Source organism: Acinetobacter kyonggiensis (assembly GCF_900107285.1).
Taxonomy (GTDB): Bacteria; Pseudomonadota; Gammaproteobacteria; order Pseudomonadales; family Moraxellaceae; genus Acinetobacter; species Acinetobacter kyonggiensis.
In genome coordinates this window covers 13,063-36,807 of record NZ_FNPK01000002.1, presented here as the reverse complement: position 1 = coordinate 36,807, position 23,745 = coordinate 13,063, and the positions used below count along the sequence as shown (strand labels likewise).

The window sequence follows — 23,745 nt, the reverse complement described above, 5'->3', positions numbered from 1 at the left end:
GTGGGCATTTATATTAAGAGTGATTATTTAGATTTGGCCGAATTAATGGCTGTTATTAAGGTGATTTGAAGCGCTGTAATCCACGTTCAGTTTTAATCTAAGTAATAAAAAATCCTCTTGAACTGAGGGATTTTTTATTTTGGTTGCGATGCTTATTGGTCTTTGTATTCTGCAAAATACAAACCTAAACCAATAATCAAAATCAGTGTGGTTTGAGTGAAAAATGCGTGATTAAAGCCACCAAATTTTTGTTGTGCATACCCTGCAATAACTAGAAAGCCTGTTAAATACAGCAGGCGATAGAGCGAATTGCCAAAGCAGTATAAAATGCTCGCCAAGGATAAGAGTAGGCATCCGAACACCATGTAATTGATGTCCCAAACAGCGGTATGTATTGTAAAAAGTAAGCTGCTGAGCAAGCCAATGGTTAATGCTCTACCGCTCTCAAAACCTTGATTGAAATGAAACAGCAAAAAGCCTAACACAGGAAGAAATATCAAGGCATATTTAAACCAGTGTATATATTTGCTGCCTAACATGATGCTGGTCTGTTGTGAGGTGATAGGATTTTCACTAATGCTTAATCTTAACCAGTTGATGCTTAGGCCCTCAGGAATGTTGGCTTTCACTATAAATTTTAACGATGGTGTATTGTAGGGAATACTGTAGCTTTCTTCAAAATCATGTCCGTAAAATAACCAAGATTGATTCGCTTTTAGGCTTTGATATTCTGTTTGTTGATTGGTTGAGACATTAAAGAAATATCCCTGATTATTTAGATTGGTTTTACGACAAGGTGCTGACTTGCCTTGTATCTCACAGATTGGCAGTACTGTAATTTCGAGATCTTGGCGGTTGTGTTGTTGCCCTGCAAAATCAACGTGCAGGTAAAAGCGACCCGTAGTGTTGTTGAAAGGGACTGCTGGACTTATCCAATGTTTTTCTGTTGATATCTGCTCAAGTGCGGGAAGGTTGTTATTCGGCTGAAATTTATTATCCTGAATTTGATCAGTGGGAATGAGCAATTGTTGAGTGCTGGGAATGGCTTGATTGGTTTGACTATCGTAGAGCTGTGGTGCGGCATTGGTTAGTTTTTCAAGCTGAGTTTTTGGTGAGCAGCTCACTAAGTAAATGACAAAGGGGATACTTAAAAATAGAAGTACGAAAGTGGCGAGTTTAGCGCGTAGCAATGCGGCTTGATTGGATTTTAAATCTGTTTTAATCAGCATTTTTTATTTTTAAGAGAATGATTTGGCGCAGTATATTTAAAATATAGGCATAAAAAAAGCCCAATTCAAAATGATTGGGCTTTTTAATATTTGGCTCTCCAACCTGGGCTCGAACCAGGGACCTGCGGATTAACAGTCCGTCGCTCTACCGACTGAGCTATTGGAGAATCTGAGTGCGATTATAAGGGGATTTTTCAGAGGGTCAAGCTAAAGTTGTCACCTTTCCTTCATTTTTGCACTGTATGCTTTTTATTTAGACAAATAAATCAAAATAGTTAAAAAAACTTGCACAGCCAAAAATGAGTTGCTAGATTAAATCCATAACAGAGCGTTTGAATGAACATTCAAACAGTGTGGATTTAAAACCAACTTGCCAGCACTAAAATGGCTAAACAGGAGAAAGCGAATGCATACGCTGACGATTGCCGAAATTTTTTCAAATTTATCTTTTTATCAAGACAACTACCTTTCAATTATTCAAGATTCTGTACAGTATCGAACTGCGGTAGAAGACGCTTATATTCAGGTGTGGCCAGTGGGCACTGAACAGCTTTATCTTGGTGATTTATTACAGCTTTGGTTTAGTGATAAATGGTTGATTAACTCGCCATGTCAATTGCTGCTGGAAAGTTATTCTAATGGCCGTAAAAAACCGTTACAGCGTGATCATGATTTATATCTTTATCAGTTAAATGGCAGTGCTTTATCAGGACGAAACAATTCGAAAGTCTGGTCTGTGTCTGAGCAAAAAAAGCTTTCCGTATCTTTAGATAGTGTATTTAAATATTTGTGTATTTTTAAAGGTACACATCGTCCGAGTATTTTTCAGGGCAGCCTGATTAAAAATTTTAAAACAGCCATATAAACAGAAAAGTATGTCGTAATGGCAAACCTTTGATTGGTTTGCCAAAATACTGGGCTTAAACAGTTTAAGGTATAGAAATTAACGAATAATCATGCAGGTTGCAGTGGCATGTGCATATAACTTGCCATTTTCATCTATGATTTTACCTTCCGAAATACCTAAGTTTTTACTGATGTTAATGACTGTGCCAATTGCAATAAGTTCTTGATCTTGCGGAATAGGACGGCACATTTTAATGTTTAGGTCGATGGTGCCGTAACCCACACCTGCTTCTAACATGCTGTGTACAGCGCAGCCTGTGACAGAATCGAGTACTGTTGCTGCAAAACCGCCATGCACACCACCCAGTGGGTTTAAATGACGGCTATCTGCTTTAGCCTTGAAGCGGATTGTTCCTTCAGAAACTTCATATGGCTGCATAGGAATGGTTTCACTAATGCTTGCAGCTGGGATTTTTCCAGCGCACATGGCTTGTAAAAGTTGCAGTCCTGTCATTTCTTTGGGATTCATCACGATCTTCCTGAATTATTATTGAGTTTTAAAATAAACGTGTAGGTAACTTAATGGGCTGTTTTATATTCGTCAAGTTAACGCAGCTGATTTGTGTGCTTGACTGCTGATATTTATTTTAAGCCCTTGTTGGATATTCTTTTTGTAATAATAAGTTTGAGATAAGCATAAAATGAGCGTGTGCGAAGCATATAAGTTTTTATGACTGACTTGAATTGGTTTATTTAACTGATGTTACGTAGTCATTTAAAAAAGCCTGATAATTCTAGTCATGAATAAAGATTGATTAGCTTGACATACAGATGACTGAGTTGATGTTATGCCATGTGCACGGCCTTAGATGTATTGCAAAGTTTAAAAGACCTTTGTGTAGGCATTTCGTTACTTTGACAGGGCAAATGAGAAGTATTACTTCGCAAGAAACCCCTTTATTGGTCTGAGCGAACATCCCTGTACGCCAGCCCAACGGGTGGCATCCATGCCACCCATCCGCGAAATTAATTTTTTCTATAATTTAATTTGGCAGATTTAAGCCGTTGCGTAACATCAGTTATTTAATTTAAGACATGAGAGATAAAAACTGGAGTTTATGTCTAAATATGTATATCTATAAGAGTGAATAGAAGCCCGTCGTTGAATATGGATGCTCAACAATGCTATTTAAAATAATTTTGGCAATGATCGCTTTTTCTGCGAATTCAGTGTTGTGTCGTTTAGCTTTGGCTGGACAGCAAATAGATCCGTTAAGTTTTAGTGTAATTCGTGTCTGTAGTGGTGCTGTGGTCTTGTTAATGCTGTGGTTGCTGAGTCAAACGCGACAGGCAATACAATGGAATTTATACAGTGCGTTGGCTTTGGCAATTTATATTGTGGCATTTTCATATGCTTATATCCAAATTGATGCAGGTGTTGGGGCGCTTTTACTCTTTGGAACGGTACAATTGATAATGGTTTTTTATGCTGTTTTTCATGGTGAAAAACTAAATTTAAAACGTGGTTTTGGTTTAATCCTTGCATTAATGGGGATTGCGATTTTACTTTTACCGGGGGCCAGTGCACCGAGTTTGAGTTATGCCATCATTATGATGATTTCCGGTTTAGCTTGGGCTGTTTATAGTATTTTAGGTAAGAAGATGCTGAGTCCTTTAGCAAGCAGTTTGGGGAATTTCTTGCTGGCTGTTCCTTTGGTGATCTTGGGCTATTTTATGTTACATCAAGGTGCAAATATGAGTGCTCAAGGCGTTGTTCTTGCCATGCTTTCAGGTGGAGTTACCTCTGGTGGAGCCTATGTGCTGTGGTATTCCATTGTTAAGCGTATAGATCGTATAGATGCGAGCACTGTACAGTTGAGTGTGCCATGTTTAGCAATTTTAGGTGGTTCACTTTTTATTGGTGAAACTATTGGGCTACGTCTTGTTTTATCAACCGTGATTGTTTTATTGGGGATTTTCTTGGTGATTTATGCAGGAAAAAATAGCGTTGAAGAAAAATAAGTAAGTCACTTTCTTATATTAAGTGTTTATTTTTAATTTTAAAAAAACCCGCGAAAATCGCGGGTTTTTTTAATCTAGCTTTATAAAAAGCAGATTATTTTTCAGCAGCAATTGAAGCAATCGCAGCGTCTACGCCTTCGATTGAATCAGCAGCTTTCTTAATACGAGCAAGTGCATCTACAAGTACTTCATCAGCAGTTGCGTAAGAAATACGCATGAAACCACCTAAACCGAATGCATCACCAGGAACCACGGCAACACCCGTTTCTTCCAATAACCATTCAGAAAACTCTGTGCAAGATTTTAAGCCTTTCGCACGAATAAGTGGTTTGATGTTTGCGTAAGCATAGAACGCACCATCAGCAGGTAGGCAAGAAATACCGTTGATGTCATTTAAACCAGCCATCACTAAGTCATGACGACGTTTGAATGCTTCAATCATTGGCTCAAGAACATCTTGAGGGCCATTCAATGCAGCTTCAGCAGCAACTTGCGAAATAGACGTTGGGTTTGAAGTCGATTGAGATTGGATTTTTTTCATTGCGCCAATCAATTTAGCAGGACCCGCTGCATAGCCAATACGCCAGCCAGTCATTGCATAGGCTTTAGACACACCGTTTAACACGATTGTACGGTCATAAAGGTCAGGCGCAACAGTTGCGATGTTGTAGAACTCATCATCCCAACGGATTGGCTCGTACATATCATCAGAAGCGATATAAACTTCTGGGTATTTACGAAGGACTTCAGCCAAAGCTTCTAATTCAGCTTTAGTGTAAATCATGCCTGTTGGGTTAGATGGGCTGTTAAGCACGACTAAACGCGTTTTGTCAGTGATTGCAGCTTCTAATTGAGCAGGTGTGATTTTGAAACGTTGTTCTTCACCACATTTTACAACAACTGGAACGCCTTCAGCGATGATCACCATATCTGGGTAGCTTACCCAATAAGGTGCAGGAATAATGACTTCATCACCTTTATTTAACAAAGCAAGTGCCAAGTTAAAGAAGGATTGTTTGCCACCGCAAGAAACCAAGATTTGGTTTGCTGCATAATCAAGATTATTGTCGCGTTTAAATTTTGCGATAATCGCTTTTTTAAGACCTGGCGTACCATCAACAGCGGTATATTTGGTAAAACCGTTGTTAATTGCTGTAATTGCTGCATCTTTGATGTGTTGTGGGGTGTCAAAATCTGGTTCACCTGCGCCCAAACCAATTACGTTTTTACCAGCAGCTTTAAGTTCAGCAGCTTTGTTGGTAACAGCAAGTGTAGGGGACGGTTTGATGGCATTTACACGATCAGAGAGACGTACGTCCACGGCAGTATTCCTTCTTATGGGGATTAGAAAATAAAAAAGCAGATTATTTTAGCCTAAAAAACACAAGAAAGGGGAGACAGAATGCGCCAACAATAGAAAAAGTACATTGTTTTGTTTAATTGATGGTTTATATAGCGCTATAAAAGCTGATGGCTTTATTGGTAGTGAAATCGGAATATGGTTTGTGGCAATAAGTCGGGTCTAAAATTGAGGTTTTAAGCAAAGATTTGTAGGATGTTGTGGGCACTGCATTTGAATGAAAAATAGTGCTAATGATTGTGCCCAACATGATGAAATAATTTAATTAAACTTTAATAAGCGTATTTTAAGTCTGTGTAATCGCTTAGAGATTTTTGTAGATGAGCATTAATGAATTCACGAACATCTTCTGCGGTCATTGCTTGTCCTTGCTTAGTAATGACATGTTCTATCGGTTGTTGATCTACAGCAGTAATTTTATAAACGAAATTAGATGAGGTGATGTAACCAGATTCTTGGTTAATTACGCAGGTCACGTAACGATAGCTGTGTTCAAAGTTTAAATCGGTATGTGAAAAGACAAATTGCTCGAATAGTTTGAGACTTTGACCTGTAGTGAGTGCTTTTAGTTCATCGACAATCGTTGCGCTAAAATTCATGCCATAGCGTTCAGAAATAGGCTTTTGATCAATTAACAATGAAACAGAGTCATCATCATTGTGGGTTACTGTGACATTACTAAAATCGGACATAGAAGGCTCTGAACTGAAAATGAATTGGGATAGGTGCCAGTATGGTTAAAATGTTTTAAAAATCAATTAGCACTTGTATGGATGTAAGCTAAAAACTGCGTATTAAAAGTAAAAAAATAAAAAGGCCACATTGAAGTAGCCTATTTTAAAATAGATGCTTGAATTTTTATTTCATAAAGCGCGATAAATCTTCTTCAGGACGGGCAGTGAGTACTTCAACCCCAGTTTTTGTGACCAAAAGCGTATGTTCATATTGAGCAGACAAAGTATGGTCTTTGGTGACGACTGTCCATTTATCACCTAGAAGTTTGGTTTTCCAGTCTCCACCATTGACCATAGGTTCAATAGTAAAAGTCATACCTTCTTCAAGGATCATGCCGCTATTGCCTTGACCATAGTGCAGTACTTGTGGTTCATCATGGAATACTGTGCCAATACCATGACCACAGTATTCACGAACCACACCAAAGCGTTCCGACTCAACATATTGTTGAATTGCATGACCAATGTCGCCAATTGTTGAACCTGGTTTAACGGTTTCGATACCGCGATACATCGCTTCTTGAGCCACTTTACATAAACGGTCAGCCAAGATGGACGTTTCGCCACCGACGATATACATCATATTGGTATCGCCATGATAACCATCTTTAATCACAGTGACATCAATATTGAGGATGTCACCTTTTTTCAGTTTTTTACTGTCAGAAGGAATGCCGTGGCAAACCACATGGTTGACCGATGTGCAAATGACATGTTGGAACGCAGGGCGTCCAGGAGCTGCGCCATAACCTAAACATGCAGGAATGGCATCTTGAACATTGACAATATAGTCGTGACAAATCGTATCAAGCTCAAGTGTGGTGACACCCGGTTTGATATGCGGTTTGATCATATCCAAAACTTCAGCCGCCAGTCGTCCCGCCACACGCATTTTTTCAATTTCATCTGGGGTTTTAATAAGTCGACGTGGCGCTTGGTAAGTACTGTTCATGATCTCTAAAAACTTTTGGAAATTTATATGTGACTATGGTATAAATAGCCGCCCATTTTATCAAATGCTTTTTCGTGAATATATTTCACGGGCTTTGTTGGATGGGGCAACAAAATCCGCACATATATCGACACATTTCTCTGGGTGCCCTTTGGGGTGGAGAATGCGGATATATGGAGGCCTAACCCAAACTTTAAGGTATAAAGAAAATGGCAGATTACAACGTAAGCATGCGTGACCTTCTTCAAGCAGGCGCGCACTTTGGTCACCAAACTCGTTTCTGGAATCCAAAGATGCGTGAATACATCTTTGGTGCGCGTAACAAAATTCACATCATCAACCTTGAACACACTGTTCCTGCGTTAAATGATGCTTTGAACTTTGTTAACAATCTTGCTAGCAAAAAGAACAAAGTATTGTTCGTTGGTACTAAACGTGCTGCTTCTAACATCATCCGTGAACAAGCGCAACGTGCTGGTCAACCATATGTTGATCACCGTTGGTTAGGTGGTATGTTGACGAACTGGAAAACTCTTCGTCAATCGATCAACCGTTTGAAAGACCTTCAAACTCAATCTCAAGACGGTACTTTCCTTAAGCTTACTAAACGTGAAGCTTTAGAGCGTACTCGTGAGATGGAAAAACTTGAACGTGCTTTAGGCGGCGTTAAAAACATGGGTGGTTTACCTGACGCATTATTCGTAATTGACGTTGACCACGAATCAATCGCGATTAAAGAAGCTAAAAACCTTGGTATTCCTGTAATCGGTATCGTTGATACAAACTCTAACCCAGACAACGTAGACTACGTTATTCCGGGTAATGACGATGCAATCCGTGCGGTTACACTTTACGCTTCTGCTATGGCTGATGCGATTCTTGCTGGTAAAGAGTACGCTCAATCACAAGCAAACGCTCAAGCTAAAGTTGAAGAAGTTGCTAAAGAAGCTCCAGAGGCTTAATGCGTTTTGACGCAAGGTTGTCATTTTTGCGACATGTAATGGTGGCAAATTAAGCGTCAAGAAAGCAGAACGGCCCAGAGAACACTTTGGGCCGTTTTTGTTGAACAGATTGAATTTTCTACCGTATTTAGGAGAACAACATGACTGCAGTTACAGCGAGCATGGTAAAAGAATTACGTGACCGTACTGGTCTTGCGATGATGGAATGCAAAAAAGCATTAACAGAATCGAATGGTGATGTTGAATTAGCGATTGATAACCTTCGTAAATCAGGTCAAGCAAAAGCAGCTAAAAAAGCTGGTAACATTGCTGCTGATGGCGCGATCACTATTGCTCAAGAAGGCAACAAAGCACTTCTTTTAGAAGTAAACTGTCAAACTGACTTCGTTGCTAAAGACGAAAACTTTGCTGGTTTTTCTGCTAAAGTTGCTGCTGCTGCACTTGCTGCAAACGAAACTGATGCTGCTAAAATTGCTGAATTAAAACTTGAAGATGGTACGACTGTAGAAGAAGCGCGTATTGCACTTGTTCAAAAAATCGGTGAAAACATCCAAGTTCGTCGTGCGAAAATTGTTGAAGGTGAAAACCTTGCAGTTTACAAACACGGTTTAAAAATTGGTGTAGTTGTATCTTACACTGGTGATGCTGCTACAGGTAAAGGTATTGCAATGCACGTTGCTGCATTCAATCCAGTTGCTGTAAATGCTGAAGGTGTATCTGCTGATCTTATCGCTAAAGAGAAAGAAATTGCTGAAGCGAAAGCGATTGAATCTGGTAAGCCAGCAAACATCGTTGAAAAAATGGTGACTGGTTCAGTTGAAAAATACTTGAATGAAGTTGTGCTTGAACGTCAAATGTACGTTATTGACAACGACAAAAAAGTTGCTGATGTATTAAAAGCAACTGCTACAGTTGTAGCTCAATTTGTTCGCTTCGAAGTAGGTGAAGGGATTGAGAAAAAAGCAGAAATGAGCTTCGCTGAAGAAGTTGCTGCTGCTCAAGCTGCTGCTCAATAATTTTACTGTATAAGTAAAAGTATTGTGTGAAAAAAGCCCCTTTAGGGGCTTTTTTTATGTGAGTATTTTAAAGTTTTCCAATCAGATATGGGAAAAGGTGATGGCTATAGCTACGTGCGCAATAGTAGCGAACTGGGTAGTTCGGATCGCTGTGTTCTGTTAAATAAGCAGCCAGTGCTTGTAGGGCTGAGCGATCTGGATTGCGGCTTAAAATTAGCTGAAATTTAACAGGTAAATCAATAAAAATGACATCAATACCATTTCTTAGAATGCAATTTAGAATATTATCGAGCAGAATATTCTCAGCTTCTACAAGGATAGAGTCATCTTCATTAACATCATCTTGTTCAAAGTTTTCTACTTCAAGGTCATTTACTTCAAGATCTTCTACTGCAAGATCATCTATTTCAAAATGATCCATTTCAAGGTTGCTAAGTTCGTCAAAATCCAATGCTGGTTCAAAGAAATCATAAACGTCATCAAGAACGCTATCGATAGGAATAGGGTTGTTTTCATTGGCTTTTAAAAAATGAAGTTTAAGATCTAAACTATTTGACCAGTCTTCATAATCACATTCTAAGAGGTATTCTCGGCTAACTGGGTATTCAGATAACCAATCTGTAATCCAAGTATCTATATCTTGAGCGTGGTTGATTGGTGGAAAATCGGTAGGCTGGAGTTCAGGGAAAACGGCAATCAGATGATCACGAAACTGTTGGCAAGCTAACATGCAAGAATAAATCTAAAGAAATACAGCGGTAATATAAATCATTGTCTTGTGAAGAGGAAAATAAAATTGTGAATAAAAAATTATAAAATTTTGACGATTAGAGGGGGTAGCCATGGAAAGCTTAAGGGGTTCATCGTTCAAATCACAATCGACTTAAAACATTGAGTGATATTATTTTTAAGTCAAAGCACAAAAGGAAGAAGCAATCAATATTAAAAAATATAGGACAGCAATTTGTGCCCCTATCATTTTTTATCAAGGGGAGGTTTTAAGATCAATTCCTTTAGATCCATATTTTATTGCAGCAGGCATATGTATTGTTTTGGCCTTACTATTTAAAAGGCTTCTTCCGAATTTGATTGTCAGTTTGCTGTGCTTTTATCTGCTTATTTTTATCTTTAGTCCTTAAGAAATAGATAAAATATGTCAGAAATATTGATCCCACGCTAAAATGCGCTAAAAAGCGAGTTTTTGGCGAGTTTTCCATTTAGGTATCAATTTACCTAGATAGGCGTCCATGCACCATACTGGGCCAATGAGGAGGAATTGGAGGTCTTTAAAGAATGAAGGCTTTTTGCCTTCGACTTTGTGACCATAAAATTGACCAATCCAAGCTAAAACAAAAACACCCAGATAAAACCCAACACCTACAGGTAATGTGTAAATCAACCATGCCATGACGACTAAAAGTGCAGCCATCGCTACAGCGAGAACCAAATCAAGTCGAGCATAAAAAACGAAGCTGAGCACGAGAAGCAAAGCGGTTAATAAGGCACTGAAATGAGCAAGTATACCGATAATGGCAAAAAGGATTGCAGGTACACAAGCCCAGTGAATTGCTTTATTGGTTTTATTTTGATGGCTTTCGCTATATTCATCAAACCATTGGTTCATTGTTTTCATCATCACTCCTGTTGGATGTTGATTCATGTGTTTATTTTTATATGCTGAAAATATAAACCAGAAGCAGTTATGGGGCAAAGTATCCTATAGTCGATTTGAGTCATTCACTTTAAATTGGCTGAATGACCCATTAAAGAACTCGCGATACCATAATTTTATGGTGATGTTTTGAGTTCTATGTTTTTTAGGTTTGGGTTTTGATAAATTAGCTGACCTTCTTTGTAGGTGGCTAATATTTTTATATCTTTAATTTTGTTGCTTGGGATGGTCAGTGGGTTGTCACTTAGTATAACAAAATCAGCCAGTTTTCCTTTGCTTAGGGTTCCTTTGCTATTTTCTTCAAAATATTGATAAGCAGCCCAGTCTGTGAGCGACTTTAATGCAATATAAGGGCTGACGCGTTGTTCAGCCCCCAGTATCTTGCCACTGCGTGTGACGCGATTTACAGTGGTATCTAGAGTCATCATGCTACGGGGTGGAATTACAGGCGCATCATGATGTTCGGTAAATAAAATGCCTTTGCGTAAAGCGGATCCAGTTGGCGAAATATGATTTGCTCGTTCTACGCCCAAAGTTTCTTCCCGATGCCAGTCGCCCCAATAATAGGTATGCAATGAAAAGAAGGATGGAATGAGTTCGAGAGATTTAGCTTTGTCTAACTGATCTTCACGCATCGTTTGTGCATGAATAATGACATTACGTCGGTCTAATTTTGGATAGTGCTTGGTTGCGGTATCAATATCATTTAAATACTGGTCAATTGCAGCATCACCATTGGCATGGGCCAGTATTTGCCATTTGTGTTCAAAGGCTAAATTAATGGCATCTTGTACCGTTTTGTTTTCAGGAAAGGCGGGATAACCTGAATAGGTGTTTGCTTTACCTTCTGGTGGAATTAAATACGGTTGAGTCAGCCAAGCTGTTTTGCCTTGAGGTGAGCCATCCAAACTCATTTTAACGCCACCTATGCGAAAATGATGATCATAGTTTCGACTCGTACCATGCTTAAGCATGTATTCTTTTTCATTAATGATGTCTGGATAGGACACTAGATCAATGGGTAATTTTCCTTGTTTGGCTAAATTTCGCCATAATTCACTGGTTCCAGCATCCGCACGACCTTCTTGAACGGTGGTGTAGCCATTTTGGATATAAGTTTGAATAGCCGTGAGCGCCATTTTCTGCATAATATCGGGTGGAACACTTTTAAAAGCCTGCATCATGGCACTAAAAACAACACTTTCTTCAAGTACACCATTTGGCTCCATGGAGTTGTTCATCCGACGAATAACGCCACCAGATGGATTGGGTGTTTTTGCATTGATGTTGAGTATTTCTAAAGCTTTATGATTTACCGATGCTAGATGTCCAGATTGATGAAGAATTAAGACTGGCTGATTTTTAGAGATCTGATCGAGTTCTGCTGCTGTTGGATGGCGTTTTTCTTTGAGTTGAGCATCATCATAACCGTTGCCCATAATCCAGCCTGATGTTGCCTGAATAAATTCAGGGTTTTTCTGCTGCCAGCTTTTCATGGCAGCAATTAGAGAATTAATATCTGTCACTGTTCCATCTGGGGGGGAATAAAGATTCGCAACCGTTTGTTGTAAGCCGACACTGTTGACATGGCTATGTGCATCAATGATACCTGGGATAACTGTGCGTTGTTCTAAATTAAGCTGCTGTGCGCGAGGGGCAATTTTTCGCGCTTGTTCAAGTTTCCCACTAAATTCGATATGACCTGCTTGAATCAATAATGCTTCGACATAGGTAGGTTGCATTCCCTCCATAGTCAAAATGGGGCCGCCATAAATTAATAGTGTATTTGAGGCTTTTGTTTGAGGTGAATCATGTTGTGATGTGGGTAAATTAGAACAGGCAACAAGTAAAGTGAAGGGTAGTGATGAAACGATGCATTTGGCTATCAAGTTCGATGTATAAGTTTTTTGGGTTTTTAGCATGATGTTCATCCTCAATGCTTATCATTCTTTATAATTTATATGCTGTATTTATTAAACACTAAGATGATGCTTAAAACAAAGTTTTTTAAGGTATTAAAAAAGCCACATTAAGTGGCTTTTTAAGTCAAACGTATTAGAAGTTTTGCATGTGTTTATGAACTTGGGCCATCTACACGTTCAATATTAACCTTGGCTGTACCAGCGTTGGTAATACCCAATTGTTTAGCAGCACCGTAAGACAAGTCTAGAACTCGGTTACCATGGAATGGACCACGATCATTTACTTTTACGACCACACTTTTACCATTGGTTTTATTCGTGACGCGAATATAACAGTTCAATGGCAAGCTACGGTGAGCGGCAGTTAATCCATTCATATCAAATGTTTCACCACTTGCTGTTTTACGACCATGAAACTGGCGACCGTACCATGATGCTGCACCAGTCTGACTGAACTTACGAACAGTATTGGATGCAACAGTGTTTAACTTTTCAATCACTGAAGGCTCGTCTTCAGGGATTTCAATTTTTGCTGCAATCGTTTCACGACGGATTTTATCGCCAGAACGCTCAGTGATTGAAAGGCTATTTAAATTTGAAAAGTGTGAATTAAACTTTTGAGCATCTTTGTTTAACACACGCGTAGCTAGGCGAGTGTTGTCATTATCGGTATTGAATGATGACTGAACCATTTCTGCTTGAGACTGGCTCAGGGCAAAAGTGGTGGTTAAAGCTAAAATATACTTAAGCGAAGACTGCATTATTAAACTCCTAAAGACCATGTGCTTAACTTCATCTAAACGATTGAAATATCGGCAATCAAGTCTGTTAATTCTCTTTTGCAACTACATTTGACGAGATGGATAATATTCATGCTAGGCTAAAGCTGTCTACTCTTTAATTGAAATAATTACAAAAAGGGTGAAAATATATCAATTTTTGATTAAAAAATAATCAATATTGTAACATATTATTTAAAAAGTGTGTTTTGTACACTATTTTGTAAAATAAAATCTTGACTTTTTATATTTGTGGTAAAAGCTAGTCTCAACGACTAGCGATTTCAGTGCCCAATTGCCATACGGCAGTCGCATACATACGGCTCTTATTATAAGTCGTAATCACTTGGAAATTAGGGTAAGTAATATAATAGATTGGTGCATAACTTTCTTGAAGTTGAATCACATTGACCAGATCTAAGTCATCTATTTTAACAATCGGATTTGTTGGTGTAATCCCTTGATTCTTTAGGGCTCCGTAGGGTGTTGGTTGTTCCAAATTTTTGGCAATAATGGATTCAGGATTGTTTCCTGTATAGCGAGCCGCAAAACCGATAGGTTGATTGCGTTGCCATCCATGTTGAGCTAAATAGTTCGCAATTGAACCTATGGCATCGACCGCAGAATTTCTCAGGTCAATATGTCCATTTCCATCGTAGTCCACACCGAGTTTAGGAATGTTGCTTGGCATAAATTGAGGGTAGCCAATTGCACCAGCATAAGAACCAACCACTGAATGGGTTGGAACGCCATCTTTGTATGACCATGCAATGAGTGCGGCAAGTTCATCTTGGAAATATTGTGCGCGTCGTTCGTAACCAAACCCTAGGGTTGCTAATGCATCACGCGTGACGAAATTGCCTTTATTGGCACCAAAACCTGTTTCCACACCTAAAATGCCTAAGATCACCGATTGAGGGACACCAAACTGTTGTTCGGCACGGTTTAAGGTGTCGGCATATTGGTTTTTAAAACGCACGCCACGTTGAATGGTACTTTCAGCCATAAAATTGGTTTTATATTCGTACCACGGTTTACTTTCCCCGGGGCGATTCATAATGTTAATAATATTCGGCAGGTTTTTTGAACCATTCATGGCCCAATCGATTTGTTCTGCACTTAAACCATAGGTTTGCATGGTTTTCTGTTTAAAACTGCTATAACCAGGATGGTTGTAAAAATCATTGGCTTGGCAGAAGCTGGTGATGGAAAGCGCACCAATAAGTAAAGGGAGACGTTTCATTTTGTTATAAAAGTGGATGTTTAACATATTGCTCAAAGTTCCAAAAAATATCATTTGTGTGTATGGGTAGACATCACAACGCTAAAAGCAGCCATTAAAGCAATTATTGCAGTACCGCTATAACTTACAAAAAGAAGTGCTGTAATAGCTAAGATAACACTGACCATGCCAGCGTTAACAAATACATATACAAAAAACGACAAACCTAGACCGCCCACCAGTAAGTGACCAGACTGATAAAAACAATTCAGTCTAATTGGCATCGTTTTAAGAATAATGACGAAACATAAAATAATCAGGATCAATACAATGTAAAGGTTGTCATTTAGAGGGCAATCTTGCTGTGCTTGCAGCATTGTGTGGAGTTTGACTAAGAAATCTAGAATGCAGGTTGGTTGACATGACTTTTTGGGGTGGATAAATGCAAAGGCGATGCTAACATAAACTTGCATTTAGACAATATATATCAATATTTTGCAATAAAAAAACCTAGCAAAAGCTAGGTTTTTGAGCATTTTAAAAAAGCTTAAACATGAAATAAAGTATCATGATATTCCGCGAGTGCCAGCAGCTCATCTTTATTGAGATTGGGGATGATTTTATCCGCAGCAATATGCACCGCTTTAATGACAGCAGCAGAACCGAAATCCGCAGCTTTACGTTTGATCATGCCTAGATCTAGCGTCTTATTAAAGTCATTCATAAAATGATGGACTGTGGCGTCTGCAAATTGTTTATAAAGTTCAGCTAGCGCTGCTTTATTGACTTCATTGCCCGCTTTAATTTCAGCATAACTATTTTTGAGATTTGTCACCAAAGTTGCATCTAGAAGTTCACCAACGCGGAAGTTGCCTTCTGCATCTTTAAATAAACTTTTTTCAGAAAACTCAATGGATTGCTTAACAACGTCATTTGAGGATTTACCCATGAGCTGTTTTAATAAAACAGCAACAGTCGATTTGATATAACCCGCAAGTTTCTCTGCTGTATCGCGTTTATCGCTAGGTGGAAAACGACGGACAAGTTCAGTCAAAATCCCATCAATGATTTCATCATTAATCAGTAGTGCTGTTTTGTCACGTAAAGGGTAAAGCGGCTCGCTCGAATTTTTCTTTTCCTGACCTGTCTGAATGCTTGTTAATAATTCTGCAGAAGGAATAAAACCAAAAAATGGCATGTCAAAAAACCTCAATATTTTTCATTTTATTGTCGCGCCAAACGAATGGGGCGGGGCATCCATGTGAGATCCGACACACGACAAGGATTAATATCTAATCCACCCCGACGTGTATAGGTTGCATAGACCATCAGTTTTTCTGGGGCAAAATTTTGCCAGATGTCGGCGAACATTTGTTCCACACATTGTTCATGGAACCCATTATGCTGACGGTAAGAAATAATATAAGCTAAAATACTGCGATAACAAGGTTTTTTACCCTGATAGCGAATAAAAACTGTGCCCCAATCGGGTTGTCCTGTGACGGGACAATTACTGCGTAGTAAATGTGAATACAGTTGAATATCGACAGTTCCAGTATTTTCTGTGTCTAACTTTAATAAAGTTGCATCTGGATGCGTTTCTAAGCGCTCAGGGCTGAAGTCATCAACACAAATGCCCTCAGGTTTGGCAATATCTAAATCGTCGGCTTGGAATAGGCTGAGGGTGACAGGTGCACCTGCGGCTGCGGATAAATCCTTTTCTACAGTAGCAATAAAAGCTTCTTTTGATTCGAATGAAGTGAAGTTCATGCTATTAAAGTAGAGCTTTAAAGATTTTGATTCGATTAAATTGGGTGATGATGCGGGTAGAGCAATACGACCAATGGCAACTTGTGGAATGCCTACAGCATTTAACCAAGATATTTCAAAAACATGCCACCAATCCTGCCCTTGTTGAATGCCTTCAACATGGGCATAGTGTTCACGTGCTGGTGCACGTGCAATAGGAAACAGAATATCGGGTTGATATTCTGTTGGATAATTGGTGTCTTTACCTAATAAGGAGAGTTCTACAGTCATTATTCACGCATTCCTGAACCACGAGAAAGTAAATAGTAAGCTATGCCGTAAAGCGCAACGCAGCATAAGGTAATGATGCTTAATGAAACGGAAACATTGACATCACTATGCCCTAAAATGCCGAAGCGGAAGGCATTTACCATATATACGATTGGGTTAATTAAAGAGAGATTTTGCCAAAAAGGGCTTAAAGCGCTAATCGCATAGAATACCCCACCTAAATATGTCAGTGGTGTAAGTACAAATGTTGGAATAATTGAAATATCATCAAAAGATTTGGCATACACTGCATTAATAAGTCCCCCAAGCGAAAATAAGAGGGAGGTAATTAATACTGTATATATAGTCACAAACCAGTTAGTGATATATAAGTCAGTAAAGAACATGCTCATGCTGGTGACAATAATGCCGACCAAAACACCACGGCACACGCCACCAATCACATAGCCCCAAAGAATCATATGTAAAGGCACTGGACTCATAATCAATTCTTCAATGCTTTTTTGAAATTTAGCACTAAAGAAACTCGAAGAGACGTTGGCATAACTATTGGTAATGACCGCCATCATGATTAAGCCTGGCACAATAAATTGCATATAGCTGAAGCCGCCCATTTGACCAATACGCGAACCGACCAAATTTCCAAAAATCACGAAATATAAACTCATGGTGATGGCAGGGGGCAATAATGTTTGTGGCCAAATGCGCATAAAGCGACGTACTTCTTTATGCACAAGCGTATAGAGTGCAACGCATAATTGATTAAAGTTCATTGCGCAGCCCCTTCAAGATTTTTTTCCACCATTTTCACAAACAGTTCTTCTAGACGATTCGATTTATTACGCATACTCGCGACTTGAATGCCTTGTGATTGTAAAAGCTGAAACAGTTCATTTAGGGTGTGGGCTTTGTCCATCGTTACTTCTAAGGTAACGGGATCGATTAAATTGAAACGTACACCAATAATGTCGATATGAATAGGCTGAATCGGTTCGACCAAATCGAAAATAAAGGATTCTTCACTAAGCTGATTTAAGAAAGACTTCATGGTGGTATCTTCTTTAATCACGCCGCGGTCAATAATGGCGATGCGGCGACAGAGCATTTCAGCTTCTTCTAAATAATGGGTTGTGAGGATAATGGAAGTGCCTTGTTCATTCATTTCAGTGAGGAAATCCCACATTGAACGACGCAATTCAATATCTACACCCGCAGTCGGTTCATCTAAAATGAGCAGTTTCGGCTGATGCATCATGGCGCGAGCAATCATTAAACGGCGTTTCATACCACCAGATAGCATACGAGCTTGAACCGCGCGTTTGTCCCAAAGACCCAATTTTTCTAAATATTGTTCAGCACGTTGTTCTGCAATTTTTTTGGGAATACCGTAATAACCCGCTTGAGTGACTAAAATATCAAATGTTTTTTCAAATTGCCCAAAGTTAAACTCTTGAGGCACAACACCTAAGCATTGTTTTGCTTCTGAAGGGTGGGTATCTAGATTGTGTCCAAAAATTTCAACAGTACCTGAAGTTTTTTTTGTGAGTGAACTAATGATGCTGATGGTGGTTGATTTACCTGCGCCATTGGGTCCAAGGAGGGCATAAAACTCACCTTCAGGTACGCTTAAGTTAATCCCTTTTAGCGCTTGAAAACCATTTCGATAAGTTTTAGATACGTCTCTCAAGGTCAATGCATCAGTCATGAAATTCTCACATGGTGAATAGTATGAGTATTGTGAGTGATCTTGGGTAATAAACCAAGTCAATAAGGAGGAATTCTGTGTTGCAATTATGGAACATTGTTTAAAGTATGAGCACAAAAAATGATGACTTAGAGATAGTTGCTTTACCTTATGGTTTTTTTTGTTATGATGTGCGCAATCCGAAAGAAGCGGCCATAGCTCAACTGGATAGAGTACAGGTCTCCGAAGCCTGTGGCGTGGGTTCGAGTCCCGCTGGCCGTACCAATTTTTAAAAATCTAAATTCTAAAATAGAAGAAATGTGTTCATTCAATTTTCATTTTTATATCCTTTTTAGTTTATACATCTCGTATTTCATAAATTTGCTTTAATTCAATTAGAATTTTATTTGATTGATGTGTATAAATGTTGAGCACACTTGCCTAATATACTTTTCAGTTCTATATTAAACCTACAGTAGGTCGTGAAGATGCTACGAAGTAGTTGGACGGATCAATGACAGCTCGTTGAGTTTGCAACCTTAGGGTTGAACAAGAAATCAGCACTAGCCTTCCAACATAAAAGCCCGCAGAAATGCGGGCTTTCTTAATTGCGTTAGAAATATTTTCTTAATTAAAATGGTCTGTGAGTGTAGTAGATCGCTGAGACTATATTGAATTATTGCTTCATTTTCTATTTGAAAATAGCCGAAGTAAATATGATTTCTCTGTTTATAAAACATTACATTGCCAAGAAATCTAACAACTCTAGACCATGTTCACGCAAGAACTTGTGTTATAAAAAGGTCCATTGAGTAAAATAAGACGAGAAAAACATATGACTGAAGTGATTGAATTAAAAGTGAAAGATCAATTTAGTAACATTCATGAAGCACTAGCATTACTTCGGGATCTTCCTGAACATGCTGAAGCGAATAATCTGTCACTTTTTCAAAGGATTGAACATATAGTGGTGAATGGTGAAACGATTCAACCGAGTATTGAATTACTCTTTGAAAGTCGACATTCGGACAGTATTTATCGTGTTATTGAATAAATAATTTTTGTTAAATATGTGGTTTGTTCGAATGAAAGCATCAGATCTAAAACTTCACTTAAATAAACTGTACCTCGAAAGTTGGGCACTTTTAGTCTAATTTGAAGGGTGCATTTTATTTTATTCACCATATATACGTACTAAAAAAGTATCCGTACTAAAAAAGCGCATCGATGTGAGCTTAAAATTAAAACTCACAATAAGTTTACCTCTACATCGTATTTATTAAATTCTTGAATCAAATTTTGAATGACTTGTTTGCCGACTTTATCATGACAGCTTAATAATTTATCTTTGCCGTCTAGGCTGTTATAACATTCAATTTGTTGAATTAACCAACGATTATAGCGTTCTGTTTGATGAATAATAATTCGGCTAGGTTGTAAATTATCACTTAATTGACGAGGCAACACACTGGTAATTGCCAGTTGGATATTCGCCACTTCATCCTGAGAACTTAAAAAAGTAATCACCCAATTACCTAATTTTTTTAAGTACATTGGGTTGTCGGCTGGATGAAAGTCTAAATAATATAGAGCACTCATATTCATTTCCCCTTAAATACTAAATGTATGTAATTTTTGGAGAATATGCACCATTGAACAAAAGTCTTAGTATGATAAATGATATGGCTTAAGGGTAATTGAATATCTAAATAATAAATTAAATAGCATTGTTTTTTAAAAATAAAATAAAAATATAACGTAAAAAAATTAGAGCTTAAATGACTGGTAAAACACAAAAATACTCTTAATTTTTTACGAAGCATTTAGCTTTTGTAGCGAAAAATTGATTTGTTTTAAGCAATGATTTAATTGGTGAGGTCGAATGCGACTTTCTTGCAACTCTGTGATCCATTGCATTTGACACAATTTTAAACTGCGTAAATCATGACTGTTTAGAATGCGATTCATCAATTGTTTGCCCATTAAACCGCAGTTTTGTTGTAGCAGTTGAGCCATCAAATGTTTTACTTGCTCAAAGTTTAATTCTTCTAAAGTTACATCTAGGTCATGTTGTAGTTCTGTTGCCCTAGAGTGGGTATGAGCAATGTCTGAGCTAACTGGTGTGATAGTCGTTGTGGTGATGGGTTCAGCTAACTTCTCTTGAATAGAATTCGTTGTTTGCAGTGGAAGGCTGGTTTTAATTTCAGTATGGAGCAGTGTTGTGGGTTCTGGTATTTCAATAGGGTGTTGAATTGAAGGAACAATTAATCCCATATCGATTAATTGTGATAGAACTTCTGACGGTGCAATCCGATGCTTGAATTGTTCATCGAGGAGGTCAAAATCATCTGTACCAATAAGCAGTAACAGTCTGCGTTGGCGAGCATTTAGATTCATTGAACGCTGTTTTAAACTTTCAATGCCCAAATCAGTTTTGTAATATTGAGACATACCTTAATTTACTCCCCGCAATAAATTAAGGCAGATTGTATGAGTTGATCATGACAATATTATGTAAAAAATATTACAAATCAAAAGATTATAAAGTCATGATCTTGGCATTTTCTATTGCCTTACGTAAGTAAGGGTCTAGATCTTCCTGACGAAGTAACCACTGCATATAGTCTGCGGGTAAATCGGTAATGGCTGTGCCACGGTGTTTACCAAAATTAATGGTGCGTGGAATACGTGCATCTTCGGATGTTGTATAGAGTTCTTCAATGGTTTGAATTTTTAAATGATGTATTTCATGCATTAAAATATTTGCTGTTAAAATAATATCCATATCGGCACGGTGCGCTTTTTTAATCATGTCGCGGGCTTTTGCGCTGCCTTTGGTAATCATATAAATGAGTGCAGAAATATTATGTGCCTCGGCATCTGGCCAAACTAAACGCGCAAGAGCAAGTGTACAAATGGCTTTAATTTTTGAGGTATCTACGCCACATTTTTCAAGTGCACGAATATCGTAATCAATATTGTGACCAATAATATAGGTTGTGTCCTGTGGAAGGCTGAAGCTGGTATAGTGGGGTTGATCGACCAACTCGGATTCTAAAATATGGTGTACAGCCATTGCCGCATAAGAAATCGGTTCATCTACACGATAGAGCTGATCGAAAATTTGGCTTTTATCTAGCGTAAGTTTGCCATCATGGATTTGAATCGGTGCATAAGCAATCTCAATGGGCTGTCCATTTAAAGTATGGGTTTCTGTATCGAGAATAATTGCTTGCATGACCTAGTCCATAACCGTAGCGAAATTTTGAATAAATTTAACACTTTCAAATGCCTTGGTACAAACTGAAAACATCAACTTTGGATTATTCCTGATTATTTCTGCCTAAAGATGCTGTTTAAATGTGCTTGTTTTAATTTATTACTGAAAATAAGACTTTTTATAGATATAAAAGCCAATTTCATGACTCATTTATTTCATGCCTTAGATGCTATCTATAGTCTTCTAGTCATGATCTGAAATCATAAAATATTGTATGTTTAAGCAAGATATTCCTAATGTCTGCAATTTTTTCAAACATGCTGTGTGGGGGATTAATCCTAGCCAAAATAATGGTTTGTGCTTTGAGGAATATTCTTCTTTATTGACCTTTTAAAAGTAGAATTATTGTCTATGCAAAATTAATGCAACAATACGGCTCAAATAATATTGTGTTGATCTTAAAAGATACAATATTCGAACATTTTGAGGCGCTTAGCTTTTCTATTAAAAAATATTTTATTGAATTGATATTATTGAGTATTTGTAATTGTAAAAAATAATAATTTAAAAAATCAATACCTTAGTACTATTGTGTTTTACCTTGTTTTAAAATAATGTATTTAGTCTGAAATTGAAAAATAAAAGTAATCGCTTTATTAAAATCATCACAACAAAAAACGTATAAGGAAGTGCAAACATGAAAAAAACATTGCTTACAGTGTTCATGAGTAGTTCGGTCATGCTGTTAACTGCATGTGGTAGTGGAGATGGTGATTCAGTCTTTACTTCTTCTAATAATGAATCTGCCAATAATATTCAAAATCCAGTCGTAAGTGTGACTGCTTATACGCAGGATGGTATGTCTCTAGTTGCTGCGGACAGTCAGCTGATGACGTATAAAATGTTGGGTGTAAATGGCAAAGAAGTTCAAGCAACGTCTTTAGTTTTTACCCCTAAAACTGCTGCACCTGCAAATGGCTGGCCGATTGTGGTTTGGGCGCATGGTACAACGGGTGTTGCAGATAAGTGTGCACCTAGTCAGCAGGGTTTAAAGGAATCTCAAATGCTGCTGACAAAATTATTATTAGCAGGTTATGTGGTGGTTGCCCCAGATTATGAGGGATTGGGAGCAGAGGGTAATCATCCATTTCTTAATTTAAAAAGCGAAGCCTTTTCCATTACTGATGCTGTAGTCGCCACACATGATTACCTACGTCGTCAAGGTAAGAAAGTTGCTCCACAATGGATGACAATAGGTCATTCGCAAGGTGGTCATGCTGCATTGGGTGCAGCACAATATGCTTCTAGAGCGCAGCTAGACTACAAGGGTACAATTGCAATTGCACCTGCATCAAACCTTGCTGCAATATTGCAAGGAGGAGAAAATGCTGTAAAAGATCAACCTGTAGGTGTGCAGATCCAAGCTCTACCACCTTTAGATGCATTTACTTCTTTAATTGTTGCTGGAATGCAAGGGCATCAGGTTTCGGTCAGTTATGCTGACGTTTTTAAAGCAGATACTGCAAAAATTGCACCTATTGCAGAAACAGAGTGTTTAGATTCTGTTAGGGAAGCCTTGTTTAAAGGAATGACAGATTATATTGCACTACCTGAGCATTCGGGTTCCTTGAGTGGCTATGGACGAAAGCAGGATAACTTTATGTCTATACCTGTGATTAATAATTTCTTAATAAAAGACTCACAACCCGGTACAGTGAAGCTAAATCAGCCTGTTATTATTTATCAAGGTGGACAAGATGCGACTGTACCAAAAGCAGCAACTGATTTACTGAGAGCAAGTGCTGAAGCTAAAGGTACAATAATTCAATATAAACCAGATGCAAAATGGACTCACAGTAGTGTTTATCTGGAAAATTTAGATCAGTTTGTTATTGATGTTCAAAAGATGATGCCAGCAACAATACCAACTCCATAACTTGATTTGACCTAAAAAGCTCATGTTTGTATTTACATGAGCTTTTTTATTTAAAACTGAGTAAAGTTCATTCTCGAAATTTATAAACTTCATGCTACAATACGCGCCAATCTTAGCACGGCTTAAAAGCCCTAATTTATAGGACCTCG

Annotated in this window: 25 protein-coding genes and 2 tRNA genes; 8 read left to right on the top strand and 19 right to left on the bottom strand. The window is 38.2% G+C overall.

Features of this window, described 5'->3' with window-relative positions:
• Positions 1-152: 152 nt before the first annotated feature.
• Both BLV99_RS01995 and BLV99_RS01990 read right to left on the bottom strand, forming a co-directional pair.
• Positions 153-1,229 (bottom strand): hypothetical protein, encoded by a 1,077-nt coding sequence (locus tag BLV99_RS01995; RefSeq protein WP_092687204.1) that lies wholly within the window; start codon positions 1,227-1,229, stop codon positions 153-155.
• Positions 1,230-1,320: 91 nt separating this feature from the next.
• Positions 1,321-1,396, bottom strand: a tRNA-Asn gene (locus BLV99_RS01990).
• A 239-nt stretch (positions 1,397-1,635) separates the two neighbouring features.
• Here BLV99_RS01990 and BLV99_RS01985 point away from each other — a divergent pair.
• Positions 1,636-2,094: a hypothetical protein gene (locus BLV99_RS01985; RefSeq protein ID WP_092687201.1), complete on the top strand. Its 459-nt coding sequence runs from the start codon at positions 1,636-1,638 to the stop codon at positions 2,092-2,094.
• Positions 2,095-2,172: 78 nt separating this feature from the next.
• On the opposite strand, the gene BLV99_RS01980 is transcribed toward BLV99_RS01985, so the two are convergent.
• Entirely contained in the window at positions 2,173-2,607 is a 435-nt protein-coding gene (locus BLV99_RS01980) for a PaaI family thioesterase (RefSeq protein ID WP_167356288.1), read from the bottom strand.
• A gap of 650 nt (positions 2,608-3,257) precedes the next feature.
• On the opposite strand from BLV99_RS01980, the gene BLV99_RS01975 reads away from it, so the two are divergent.
• Positions 3,258-4,097 carry a DMT family transporter gene (locus BLV99_RS01975; RefSeq protein WP_092687196.1) on the top strand — a complete coding sequence of 280 codons (840 nt, stop codon included), beginning with the start codon at positions 3,258-3,260 and terminating at the stop codon, positions 4,095-4,097.
• A gap of 94 nt (positions 4,098-4,191) precedes the next feature.
• On the opposite strand, the gene BLV99_RS01970 is transcribed toward BLV99_RS01975, so the two are convergent.
• The 3 genes from BLV99_RS01970 to map form a co-directional block, all read right to left on the bottom strand.
• The gene (locus BLV99_RS01970) at positions 4,192-5,418 is read right to left on the bottom strand and encodes a pyridoxal phosphate-dependent aminotransferase (RefSeq protein WP_086183532.1); all 1,227 of its coding nucleotides are present in this window, start codon (positions 5,416-5,418) and stop codon (positions 4,192-4,194) included.
• A 311-nt stretch (positions 5,419-5,729) separates the two neighbouring features.
• The gene (locus BLV99_RS01965) at positions 5,730-6,149 is read right to left on the bottom strand and encodes a hypothetical protein (protein ID WP_086183531.1); all 420 of its coding nucleotides are present in this window, start codon (positions 6,147-6,149) and stop codon (positions 5,730-5,732) included.
• Positions 6,150-6,315: 166 nt separating this feature from the next.
• Positions 6,316-7,143: a type I methionyl aminopeptidase gene (gene map, locus BLV99_RS01960; protein WP_086183530.1), complete on the bottom strand. Its 828-nt coding sequence runs from the start codon at positions 7,141-7,143 to the stop codon at positions 6,316-6,318.
• A 209-nt stretch (positions 7,144-7,352) separates the two neighbouring features.
• On the opposite strand from map, the gene rpsB reads away from it, so the two are divergent.
• On the top strand, positions 7,353-8,105 hold the full coding sequence (gene rpsB / locus BLV99_RS01955; RefSeq protein WP_067867857.1) for a 30S ribosomal protein S2: 753 nt from the start codon (positions 7,353-7,355) through the stop codon (positions 8,103-8,105).
• Positions 8,106-8,245: 140 nt separating this feature from the next.
• Positions 8,246-9,121 (top strand): translation elongation factor Ts, encoded by an 876-nt coding sequence (gene tsf / locus BLV99_RS01950; protein ID WP_092687193.1) that lies wholly within the window; start codon positions 8,246-8,248, stop codon positions 9,119-9,121.
• A 67-nt stretch (positions 9,122-9,188) separates the two neighbouring features.
• Here the strand turns inward: tsf and BLV99_RS01945 are convergent, their stop codons facing one another.
• Positions 9,189-9,851, bottom strand: coding sequence for a hypothetical protein (locus tag BLV99_RS01945; RefSeq protein ID WP_092687190.1), 663 nt, complete (start codon positions 9,849-9,851; stop codon positions 9,189-9,191).
• 205 nt (positions 9,852-10,056) lie between these two features.
• On the opposite strand from BLV99_RS01945, the gene BLV99_RS18370 reads away from it, so the two are divergent.
• On the top strand, positions 10,057-10,260 hold the full coding sequence (locus BLV99_RS18370; protein WP_092687187.1) for an AzlD domain-containing protein: 204 nt from the start codon (positions 10,057-10,059) through the stop codon (positions 10,258-10,260).
• 47 nt (positions 10,261-10,307) lie between these two features.
• Here the strand turns inward: BLV99_RS18370 and BLV99_RS01935 are convergent, their stop codons facing one another.
• The 9 genes from BLV99_RS01935 to BLV99_RS01895 all read right to left on the bottom strand — a co-directional run bounded on the left by BLV99_RS01935 (position 10,308) and on the right by BLV99_RS01895 (position 18,461).
• Positions 10,308-10,754, bottom strand: coding sequence for an Mpo1 family 2-hydroxy fatty acid dioxygenase (locus BLV99_RS01935; RefSeq protein WP_086183525.1), 447 nt, complete (start codon positions 10,752-10,754; stop codon positions 10,308-10,310).
• A gap of 155 nt (positions 10,755-10,909) precedes the next feature.
• Entirely contained in the window at positions 10,910-12,715 is a 1,806-nt protein-coding gene (locus BLV99_RS01930; RefSeq protein ID WP_425283502.1) for an amidohydrolase, read from the bottom strand.
• A gap of 152 nt (positions 12,716-12,867) precedes the next feature.
• Positions 12,868-13,476: a septal ring lytic transglycosylase RlpA family protein gene (locus tag BLV99_RS01925; protein ID WP_086183523.1), complete on the bottom strand. Its 609-nt coding sequence runs from the start codon at positions 13,474-13,476 to the stop codon at positions 12,868-12,870.
• A gap of 286 nt (positions 13,477-13,762) precedes the next feature.
• A complete protein-coding gene (gene mltB / locus BLV99_RS01920; RefSeq protein WP_086183522.1) occupies positions 13,763-14,764 on the bottom strand; it encodes a lytic murein transglycosylase B in 1,002 nt (333 codons plus the stop codon).
• Positions 14,765-14,787: 23 nt separating this feature from the next.
• Positions 14,788-15,093, bottom strand: coding sequence for an FtsW/RodA/SpoVE family cell cycle protein (locus BLV99_RS01915; RefSeq protein ID WP_167356287.1), 306 nt, complete (start codon positions 15,091-15,093; stop codon positions 14,788-14,790).
• 170 nt (positions 15,094-15,263) lie between these two features.
• A complete protein-coding gene (locus tag BLV99_RS01910) occupies positions 15,264-15,914 on the bottom strand; it encodes a hypothetical protein (protein ID WP_086183520.1) in 651 nt (216 codons plus the stop codon).
• Positions 15,915-15,940: 26 nt separating this feature from the next.
• Entirely contained in the window at positions 15,941-16,756 is an 816-nt protein-coding gene (gene queF / locus BLV99_RS01905) for an NADPH-dependent 7-cyano-7-deazaguanine reductase QueF (RefSeq protein ID WP_086183519.1), read from the bottom strand.
• Complete coding sequence (locus tag BLV99_RS01900) at positions 16,756-17,529, bottom strand: ABC transporter permease (RefSeq protein WP_086164162.1); 774 nt, start codon at positions 17,527-17,529, stop codon at positions 16,756-16,758. Before BLV99_RS01900 ends, queF begins: the two co-directional genes overlap by 1 nt.
• Positions 17,526-18,461, bottom strand: coding sequence for an ABC transporter ATP-binding protein (locus BLV99_RS01895; protein WP_086183518.1), 936 nt, complete (start codon positions 18,459-18,461; stop codon positions 17,526-17,528). The genes BLV99_RS01900 and BLV99_RS01895 overlap by 4 nt, the downstream gene beginning before the upstream one ends.
• Before the next feature lie 188 nt (positions 18,462-18,649).
• On the opposite strand from BLV99_RS01895, the gene BLV99_RS01890 reads away from it, so the two are divergent.
• Positions 18,650-18,725 (top strand) — tRNA-Arg (locus tag BLV99_RS01890).
• 550 nt (positions 18,726-19,275) lie between these two features.
• The gene (locus tag BLV99_RS01885) at positions 19,276-19,494 is read left to right on the top strand and encodes a hypothetical protein (protein ID WP_086183468.1); all 219 of its coding nucleotides are present in this window, start codon (positions 19,276-19,278) and stop codon (positions 19,492-19,494) included.
• A 194-nt stretch (positions 19,495-19,688) separates the two neighbouring features.
• On the opposite strand, the gene BLV99_RS01880 is transcribed toward BLV99_RS01885, so the two are convergent.
• The 3 genes from BLV99_RS01880 to BLV99_RS01870 form a co-directional block, all read right to left on the bottom strand.
• A complete protein-coding gene (locus BLV99_RS01880) occupies positions 19,689-20,039 on the bottom strand; it encodes a hypothetical protein (protein WP_092687181.1) in 351 nt (116 codons plus the stop codon).
• Between the two features lie 213 nt (positions 20,040-20,252).
• Positions 20,253-20,891 (bottom strand): hypothetical protein, encoded by a 639-nt coding sequence (locus BLV99_RS01875; RefSeq protein ID WP_092687178.1) that lies wholly within the window; start codon positions 20,889-20,891, stop codon positions 20,253-20,255.
• An 88-nt stretch (positions 20,892-20,979) separates the two neighbouring features.
• On the bottom strand, positions 20,980-21,678 hold the full coding sequence (locus tag BLV99_RS01870; RefSeq protein ID WP_092687175.1) for an exonuclease domain-containing protein: 699 nt from the start codon (positions 21,676-21,678) through the stop codon (positions 20,980-20,982).
• Between the two features lie 679 nt (positions 21,679-22,357).
• Between BLV99_RS01870 and BLV99_RS01865 the strand changes: the two genes are divergently transcribed.
• Positions 22,358-23,596 (top strand): alpha/beta fold hydrolase, encoded by a 1,239-nt coding sequence (locus BLV99_RS01865; RefSeq protein ID WP_092687172.1) that lies wholly within the window; start codon positions 22,358-22,360, stop codon positions 23,594-23,596.
• The last annotated feature ends 149 nt before the right edge of the window (positions 23,597-23,745 follow it).

Bases quoted from the DNA above. Each gene is read 5' to 3' on its own strand.
- BLV99_RS01995 (WP_092687204.1), bottom strand. From the start codon at position 1,229: ATGCTGATTAAAACAGATTTAAAATCCAATCAAGCCGCATTGCTACGC.
- BLV99_RS01985 (WP_092687201.1), top strand. From the start codon at position 1,636: ATGCATACGCTGACGATTGCCGAAATTTTTTCAAATTTATCTTTTTAT.
- BLV99_RS01975 (WP_092687196.1), top strand. From the start codon at position 3,258: ATGCTATTTAAAATAATTTTGGCAATGATCGCTTTTTCTGCGAATTCA.
- BLV99_RS01965 (WP_086183531.1), bottom strand. From the start codon at position 6,149: ATGTCCGATTTTAGTAATGTCACAGTAACCCACAATGATGATGACTCT.
- map (WP_086183530.1), bottom strand. From the start codon at position 7,143: ATGAACAGTACTTACCAAGCGCCACGTCGACTTATTAAAACCCCAGAT.
- rpsB (WP_067867857.1), top strand. From the start codon at position 7,353: ATGGCAGATTACAACGTAAGCATGCGTGACCTTCTTCAAGCAGGCGCG.
- tsf (WP_092687193.1), top strand. From the start codon at position 8,246: ATGACTGCAGTTACAGCGAGCATGGTAAAAGAATTACGTGACCGTACT.
- BLV99_RS01945 (WP_092687190.1), bottom strand. From the start codon at position 9,851: ATGTTAGCTTGCCAACAGTTTCGTGATCATCTGATTGCCGTTTTCCCT.
- BLV99_RS01935 (WP_086183525.1), bottom strand. From the start codon at position 10,754: ATGAAAACAATGAACCAATGGTTTGATGAATATAGCGAAAGCCATCAA.
- BLV99_RS01930 (WP_425283502.1), bottom strand. From the start codon at position 12,715: ATGCTAAAAACCCAAAAAACTTATACATCGAACTTGATAGCCAAATGC.
- BLV99_RS01925 (WP_086183523.1), bottom strand. From the start codon at position 13,476: ATGCAGTCTTCGCTTAAGTATATTTTAGCTTTAACCACCACTTTTGCC.
- mltB (WP_086183522.1), bottom strand. From the start codon at position 14,764: ATGTTAAACATCCACTTTTATAACAAAATGAAACGTCTCCCTTTACTT.
- BLV99_RS01915 (WP_167356287.1), bottom strand. From the start codon at position 15,093: ATGCTGCAAGCACAGCAAGATTGCCCTCTAAATGACAACCTTTACATT.
- BLV99_RS01910 (WP_086183520.1), bottom strand. From the start codon at position 15,914: ATGCCATTTTTTGGTTTTATTCCTTCTGCAGAATTATTAACAAGCATT.
- queF (WP_086183519.1), bottom strand. From the start codon at position 16,756: ATGACTGTAGAACTCTCCTTATTAGGTAAAGACACCAATTATCCAACA.
- BLV99_RS01900 (WP_086164162.1), bottom strand. From the start codon at position 17,529: ATGAACTTTAATCAATTATGCGTTGCACTCTATACGCTTGTGCATAAA.
- BLV99_RS01895 (WP_086183518.1), bottom strand. From the start codon at position 18,461: ATGACTGATGCATTGACCTTGAGAGACGTATCTAAAACTTATCGAAAT.
- BLV99_RS01885 (WP_086183468.1), top strand. From the start codon at position 19,276: ATGACTGAAGTGATTGAATTAAAAGTGAAAGATCAATTTAGTAACATT.
- BLV99_RS01880 (WP_092687181.1), bottom strand. From the start codon at position 20,039: ATGAGTGCTCTATATTATTTAGACTTTCATCCAGCCGACAACCCAATG.
- BLV99_RS01875 (WP_092687178.1), bottom strand. From the start codon at position 20,891: ATGTCTCAATATTACAAAACTGATTTGGGCATTGAAAGTTTAAAACAG.
- BLV99_RS01870 (WP_092687175.1), bottom strand. From the start codon at position 21,678: ATGCAAGCAATTATTCTCGATACAGAAACCCATACTTTAAATGGACAG.
- BLV99_RS01865 (WP_092687172.1), top strand. From the start codon at position 22,358: ATGAAAAAAACATTGCTTACAGTGTTCATGAGTAGTTCGGTCATGCTG.